The organism is Methylorubrum podarium, from assembly GCF_022179745.1.
In the GTDB taxonomy this organism is placed as follows: domain Bacteria; phylum Pseudomonadota; class Alphaproteobacteria; order Rhizobiales; family Beijerinckiaceae; genus Methylobacterium; species Methylobacterium podarium.
The window spans coordinates 21037-27645 of record NZ_BPRD01000296.1 but is presented as its reverse complement, the minus strand read 5'-3'; the positions used below and the strand labels follow the sequence as shown (position 1 = coordinate 27645).

Genomic DNA, 6609 nt, shown 5'->3' with positions numbered 1-6609 from the left:
CGCCGCGGCTCTTTCAACCGGAATCGCCGCGGCCTACATCGGGTTCATGAGCCGCGCGACCCGATCCGCCTTCGACGACGTCCCGCCCGACGGGTTCGACGAGGACGAGAACGAAGCCGCCTCCCTCGACGAGGCGCCCGAGATCGACTTCGATTTCGAGCCCGGCGCGGTCCAGGCCGGCACCGAGATCATCCGCCGCTTTTGGACGACCCTGCCGACCTCGCCCGGCGTCTACCGGATGTTCGACCACAAGGGCGACGTCCTCTACATCGGCAAGGCCAAGAACCTGAAGGCCCGCGTCGGCTCCTACGCCCGCGGTCAGGCGCATTCCAACCGCATCGCCCGCATGATCGCCCAGACGGCGGCGATGGAGTTCGTCACCACGGCGACCGAGACGGAAGCGCTGCTCCTGGAGGCCAACCTCATCAAGCAGTTGAAGCCCCGCTTCAACGTGCTGATGCGCGACGACAAGTCGTTTCCCTACATCCTGCTCACCAGCGACGGGCCGGCGCCGCAGATCGTCAAGCACCGCGGCGCGCGGCGGCGCAAGGGCAACTATTACGGCCCCTTCGCCAACGTCTGGGCGGTCAACCGCACGGTGAACGCGCTCCAGCGCGCCTTCCTGCTGCGCACCTGCTCCGACAGCTACTACGAGAACCGCACCCGGCCCTGCCTGCTGTTCCAGATCAAGCGCTGCTCCGGCCCCTGCACCGGCGAGATCGCCCAGGAGGACTACGACGGACTCGCCGACAGCGCCCGCGCCTTCCTCTCGGGCAAGTCGAACGCGGTCAAGGACCGGATGCGCGAGGAAATGCAGCGCGCCTCCGAGGCGATGGAATTCGAGCGCGCCGCCCGCTTCCGCGACCGTATCGCCGCGCTCTCGGCGATCCAGGGGACGCAAGGGGTGAACACGCAAGGGGTCGAGGAGGCCGACGTCTTCGCCCTCGACGAGCAGGCCGGCCAGTTCTGCATCGAGGTGTTCTTCTTCCGCAACTTCCAGAACTGGGGCAACCGCGCCTACTTCCCCAAGGCTGACCGCTCCATGAGCGCGGATGAGGTGCTGGCCTCGTTCATCTCGCAGTTCTACGACGACAAGCCCGCCCCGCGCCTCGTGCTGGTGAGCCACGCGATCGAGGATGCCGAACTCGTGGCCGCCGCCCTGTCGAGCCGGGTCGAGCACCGGGTCGAGATCCACCGGCCGCAGCGGGGCGAGCGCAAGAACCTCGTCGATTACGCCCAGCGCAACGCCAAGGAGGCCCTCGGCCGCCGGCTCGCCGACACCGCCTCGCAGGGCAAGCTTCTCACCGCGCTCGGGCAGGCATTCGGCCTCGACAAGCCGCCGCGACGGGTCGAGGTCTACGACAACTCGCACATCTCCGGCACCGCCGCCGTCGGCGGCATGATCGTCGCCGGCCCGACCGGCTTCATGAAGACGCATTACCGCACCTTCAACATCAAGTCGGAGGAGCTGACGCCGGGCGACGATTTCGGGATGATGCGCGAGGTGCTGACCCGCCGCTTCAAGCGGCTCGCCAAGGAGGCGCCGCGCACGCCGCGCGAGGGAGAGGTCGGCGAGCCCTTGGCCGCCGTCGAAGGTCAGGCGGTTCCGGCGGCGACCGAGGAGATGGCGGACGATCCCGATTCCTTCCCCGCCTGGCCCGACCTCGTGCTGATCGACGGCGGCGCCGGGCAGCTCGAGGCCGCCCGCGCCTCGCTCGCCGAGATCGGCGTGATCGACGTGCCGCTGGTCGGCATCGCCAAGGGCCGCGACCGCGATGCCGGCCGCGAAACCTTCTTCGTGCCCGGCCGCAGCCCGTTCAAGCTGCCGCCGCGCGATCCCGTGCTCTACTTCGTCCAGCGCCTGCGCGACGAGGCGCACCGTTTCGCCATCGGCACCCACCGGGCGCGGCGCAAGCGCGAGATGACCCGGAACCCGCTCGACGAGATCGCCGGCATCGGCCCCACTCGCAAGCGCGCGCTTCTGCACCATTTCGGCACCGTGAAGGCCATCCAGCGGGCCGCCTTGGAGGATCTCGCCAAGGCGCCGGGCGTCAACGCCGCCACCGCGCGGGCGGTCTACGACTTCTTCCACGCCAACGCTTGAGCCGAGCCCCGTGCCCACAGAGCCTGTGCCCGACGCGGTCCCGACGCAGTTGACGCCCCCTGCGGCCCGTGATTTCACCGCGCCGATGAACGCCGTCCTTCCCCGCCGCCGGTCGCAGGCCTGGACGCTCGCGAACTGCCTCACCTACGGCCGCCTCGTCGCGGTCCCGGTGGTCGTCGTCCTGCTGTTCTGGCCGGACGAGATCGCCGCGCGCTGGGCCGCCTTCGGCGTGTTCGTGGCCGCCGCCATCACCGACTATCTCGACGGCTACGTCGCCCGCGCCTGGGCGCAGAGTTCCGCGCTCGGACGGATGCTCGACCCGATCGCCGACAAGCTCCTCGTCTCGGCCCTCCTGCTGATGCTGGCCGCCGACCGCACCATCGCTGGGATGTCGCTCTGGGCGGCCATCGTCATCCTGTGTCGCGAGGTGCTGGTCTCCGGCCTGCGGGAATATCTGGCGGAGCTGAAGGTCGGCCTGCCGGTAAGCCGCATCGCCAAGTGGAAGACCACCGTGCAGCTGATCGCGCTCGGCGTCCTCGTGGCCGGTCCGGCCGGCGAGAGCGTCCTTCCCGGCAGCCTGACCGCCGGCATCGTCCTGCTGTGGCTCGCCGCCGCCCTCACGCTCTATACCGGTTGGGATTATCTGAGGGCCGGGATCCGGCACGTGATCGACGATCCGCGCTGACGGCGATGAGTGGTGTGAGATGAAGCTCGTCTATTTCGCCTGGGTGCGCGAGCGCGTCGGCAAGCCCGAGGAGACGGTGAGCCCGCCCGAGGGCGTCGCAACCGTGGCCGACCTGATCGGCTGGCTGAGGACGCGGGGCGAGGAATACGCCTACGCCTTCGAGAACGAGGGCGTGGTGCGCGCGGCGATCGACCGGGTCCATGCCAAGCCCGGCAGCGCCATCGCGGGGGCGCGGGAGATCGCCTTCTTCCCGCCGATGACCGGCGGGTGATCCCTCAGCTCAGCGCGTCGCGGAACGCGTCGAGGTTCGAGCGCATCATCTCCAGGTAGCCCGGCGCCGGCCCGCCCGGCGCGCTCAGCGCGTCGGAATAGATCCGCCCGCCGACCTTGGCGCCGCTCTCCCGGGCGATCTGCTGCATCAGCCGCGGATCGGCGATCGACTCCACGAACACCGCCGGCACCCGGTCGCGGCGGATCTGGCGGATGATGCGGGCGACGTCCTTCGGGCCGGCCTCGCTGTCCGTGGAGATGCCCTGCGGCGCCAGGAAGCGCATGCCGTAGGCGGCGCTGAAATAGCCGAAGGAATCGTGGGTGGTGATGATGCGCCGCCGCTCCTCCGGGATCTTGGCCAGCGCCGCGCGGATCTCCGCGTCGAGCGCGTCGAGCTTCTGCGTGTAGGCGGCGGCGTTGGCGGCGTAGAGGCCCGCATGCGCCGGATCGGCGGCGCTCAGGCCGTCGCGGATGTTGGCGACGTAGAGCTTGGCGTTCGCCACGTTCTGCCACGCATGCGGATCGGCGTGGTCGTCCTCGCCGTGAGAATGCCCGTGGTCGTCGTGATCGTGACGGCCGGCGATGGTCTTCACGCCCTTCGAGGCGATGACGACCGGCGCCTTGGTGCCGGAGGCCTTGATGAGGCGCTCAAGCCAGCCCTCAAAGCCGAGGCCGTTGACGACGACGAGGTCGGCCTCGGCCACCCGTCGGGCATCGCCCGGCGCCGGGGAGTAGCCGTGGGCGTCCGCGTCCGGCCCGACGAGGCTCGTCACCGTGACCCGGTCGCCGCCGACCTGCGCCACGAGGTCGGCCAGGATCGAGAAGGTCGCGACCGCCTTCAGCCGTGCTTCGTCCGCCGCGGCGACCGATGGAGAGAGGCCGAGCAGCACCAGACAGACGGCGACGATCCCGCGCCGGACACCCGAACCCATACCGAAACTCCTCCGTTCGGCCACGGTGATAATGTAACATTATCACATCGCCAAGACCGCTCCTGAGAACATGGAGAAGCTTTCATGTTGCAGACACACGCCGGAGACGAGTGGACACACGCCAGAGACGAAACGGACGCATCGTCGCGGGGCTGGGGCCGATGCCCCTGACCTTCGGAGTTGTCCCATGACCAGGAAGCGCGTGACGGGTCTTGTGATGGTGGGTCTGGCGGCGCTCGGTGCGGCCGGCCTCGGGACCGCGGCGGTGAGCGCCGGCGAGCGGGGCGGATCCTTCGCCGACGTGCCCTCGGGCCACCGGCACGGGCGCTGGTCGGCGCTGTCGGCCGAGGATCGGGCCGCCTTCGCGGATGCCCGCATCGCCGGGCTGCATGCCGGCCTGAAGCTGAACCCCGAGCAGGAGAAGCTGTGGCCGCCGGTCGAGACGGCCATGCGCGATCTGTTCAAGCAGCGGGCCGCCCAGCGCGAGGCCAGGAAGGAATTCAAGCGAGAGCGCGGTCGGATGGTGGACGACGCCCCCGGCGCGCTCCGGGCCATGGCCGATGCGGCGACCGCTCGTGGCGAGGCCCTGCGCAAGCTCGCCGACGCCAGCACCCCCCTCTTCGCCACCCTGGACGAGGGCCAGAAGCGCCGCGCCATGATGCTCGCCCGGCCGATGCGGCCGTTCGGCGGGATGCACCGGCACGGCCCCCGGCCCGGCGGCGAGCGGGACTGAGAGCGGCGCCGCTTGATCCCCGGGCCGCGCGGCGGCAAACACCGCGGGCCCCGGCGTTCCGGCCGGGGTCAGCACAGACATGGTTCGATATGGCGCGCCGGCCGCTCCTGAGGGGCGACACCCTTCCCCTGCTCGGGCGGCTCTGGCGGGAATGGCTCTCGCCCCACCGCGCGACGCTGGCGGTCGTGCTCGTGCTCATCACCGTCGTCGGCGCGGCGACGGGCCTCTACCCCGCCCTGATCAAGGCCGCCTTCGACGCCTTCGACCGCAAGGACATGAGCGCGCTGGCCTACGGGCCGCTCATCGTCATCGCCGTCACCTCCGCGCGCGGCTTCGCCCTGTTCGGCCAGACGGTGCTCACCAACCGGGTCGTCACCCGCGTCGAGGCGGACATGCAGGCGGCGCTCTACGCCCACCTGATCGATGCCGACCTCGCCCAGCTCGGCCGCGAGAGCCCGGCCGCCTTCACCCAGCGCTTCACCACCGACTTCGCCTTCATCAAGGAGGCGCTGACCCGCATCTCGACGGTGCTGCTGCGCGACGTCGCCATGCTGGCTGCGCTCGTGATCGCGCTGATCTGGATGGACCCGCTGCTGACGCTCGCCGCCGCGGTCACGGCGCCCCTCGTGGCCGGGCCGGTCAACCGCATCGGCAAGCGGCTACGCCAGGTCTCGACCACGACGCAGGAGCAGATGGGCGCCACCGCGAGCCTCATCACCGAGAGCCTCCAGGGCGCCCGCGTCGCCAAGACCTACGCGCTGGAAGGCTATCTCAAGGGCCGTGCGGCGCAGGCGCTGGACGAGGTGCGCCGCCTCAAGATGAAGGCGGCCAACGCCCGCGGCCGGCTCGACCCGCTGATGGAGATCGGCGGCGGCCTCGCGGTGGCGGGCGTGCTGGTGCTGGTCGGCCAGCGGGTGATGTCGGGCGACCGGACCGTCGGCGACTTCACCGGCTACGTCGCCGCGCTCCTGCTCGCCGCCCAGCCGGCCCGCGCGCTCGGCACCCTCAACGCCATCCTGCAGGAGGCGGCCGCCGCGCTCAGCCGCTACTTCGCCCTGATGGACGAGCAACCGACGATCCGCGAGGCCGCGGCCGCCCGGCCGCTGACGGTGACACGCGGCGAGATCCGCTTCGAGGGGGTGCATTTCCGCTACCGCGCCGACGCCCCCGCGCTCGAGGGGATCGACCTCGTGGTACCCGCGGGCTCCACCACCGCCCTCGTCGGACGCTCCGGCTCGGGCAAGTCCTCGCTCCTCAATCTCGTGCCGCGTCTCCAGGACGTGACGTCGGGCCGCGTCCTCATCGACGGCGCCGACGTGCGCGACGTGACGATCCCGTCGCTGCGGGCCGCGATCGCGGTGGTGTCGCAGGAGGTCGTGCTGTTCGACGACACCATCGCCGCCAATATCGGCTTCGGCCGCTCCGGCGCCTCGCAGGACGAGATCGAGGCGGCGGCCCGCGCCGCGGCGGCGCACGGCTTCATCTCGCGGCTGAGCGAAGGCTACGCCTTCCGAGTCGGGCCGGGCGGCGGGCGGCTCTCGGGGGGCGAGCGCCAGCGCATCTCTCTCGCCCGCGCCTTCCTCAAGAACGCGCCGATCCTGCTCCTCGACGAGGCGACCTCGGCGCTCGATTCCGAATCCGAGCACCTCGTCCAGGAGGCGCTGGAGCGGCTGATGCGCGGGCGCACGACGCTCGTCATCGCCCACCGCCTCTCGACCGTGCGCGAGGCCGACCGCATCGCCGTTCTGGAAGCCGGGCGCGTAATCGAGCTCGGCCGCCACGACGAACTGGTCGCCGCGGGCGGCACCTATGCGCGGCTGCACAGGCTGCAATTGTCGGATGATACCGTTGCCGCCAGGGATGGCAACGTGCCGGCGTAATGCTA

6 protein-coding genes are annotated in these 6609 nt (G+C 70.8%); 5 read left to right on the top strand and 1 reads right to left on the bottom strand.

The genetic code is table 11. The features are described 5' to 3' along the window. Positions 1 to 46: 46 nt before the first annotated feature. The 3 genes from uvrC (at position 47) to moaD (ending at position 3060) form a co-directional block, all read left to right on the top strand. A complete protein-coding gene (gene uvrC, locus MFF42_RS15100; RefSeq protein ID WP_238256471.1) occupies positions 47 to 2104 on the top strand; it encodes an excinuclease ABC subunit UvrC in 2058 nt (685 codons plus the stop codon). 85 nt (positions 2105 to 2189) lie between these two features. Further along, the gene (gene pgsA / locus MFF42_RS15095; protein WP_238256470.1) at positions 2190 to 2789 is read left to right on the top strand and encodes a CDP-diacylglycerol--glycerol-3-phosphate 3-phosphatidyltransferase; all 600 of its coding nucleotides are present in this window, start codon (positions 2190 to 2192) and stop codon (positions 2787 to 2789) included. A gap of 19 nt (positions 2790 to 2808) precedes the next feature. Beyond that, a complete protein-coding gene (gene moaD, locus MFF42_RS15090; protein WP_238256467.1) occupies positions 2809 to 3060 on the top strand; it encodes a molybdopterin converting factor subunit 1 in 252 nt (83 codons plus the stop codon). A 4-nt stretch (positions 3061 to 3064) separates the two neighbouring features. On the opposite strand, the gene MFF42_RS15085 is transcribed toward moaD, so the two are convergent. Beyond that, on the bottom strand, positions 3065 to 3991 hold the full coding sequence (locus MFF42_RS15085; protein ID WP_238256466.1) for a metal ABC transporter substrate-binding protein: 927 nt from the start codon (positions 3989 to 3991) through the stop codon (positions 3065 to 3067). Positions 3992 to 4178: 187 nt separating this feature from the next. Here MFF42_RS15085 and MFF42_RS15080 point away from each other — a divergent pair, with 187 nt between their 5' ends. Then, positions 4179 to 4724, top strand: coding sequence for a Spy/CpxP family protein refolding chaperone (locus MFF42_RS15080; RefSeq protein WP_238256465.1), 546 nt, complete (start codon positions 4179 to 4181; stop codon positions 4722 to 4724). Positions 4725 to 4813: 89 nt separating this feature from the next. Next, the gene (locus MFF42_RS15075; protein WP_238256464.1) at positions 4814 to 6604 is read left to right on the top strand and encodes an ABC transporter ATP-binding protein; all 1791 of its coding nucleotides are present in this window, start codon (positions 4814 to 4816) and stop codon (positions 6602 to 6604) included. The last annotated feature ends 5 nt before the right edge of the window (positions 6605 to 6609 follow it).

Bases quoted from the DNA above. Each gene is read 5' to 3' on its own strand.
- moaD (WP_238256467.1), top strand. From the start codon at position 2,809: ATGAAGCTCGTCTATTTCGCCTGGGTGCGCGAGCGCGTCGGCAAGCCC.
- MFF42_RS15080 (WP_238256465.1), top strand. From the start codon at position 4,179: ATGACCAGGAAGCGCGTGACGGGTCTTGTGATGGTGGGTCTGGCGGCG.
- pgsA (WP_238256470.1), top strand. From the start codon at position 2,190: ATGAACGCCGTCCTTCCCCGCCGCCGGTCGCAGGCCTGGACGCTCGCG.
- MFF42_RS15085 (WP_238256466.1), bottom strand. From the start codon at position 3,991: ATGGGTTCGGGTGTCCGGCGCGGGATCGTCGCCGTCTGTCTGGTGCTG.
- uvrC (WP_238256471.1), top strand. From the start codon at position 47: ATGAGCCGCGCGACCCGATCCGCCTTCGACGACGTCCCGCCCGACGGG.
- MFF42_RS15075 (WP_238256464.1), top strand. From the start codon at position 4,814: ATGGCGCGCCGGCCGCTCCTGAGGGGCGACACCCTTCCCCTGCTCGGG.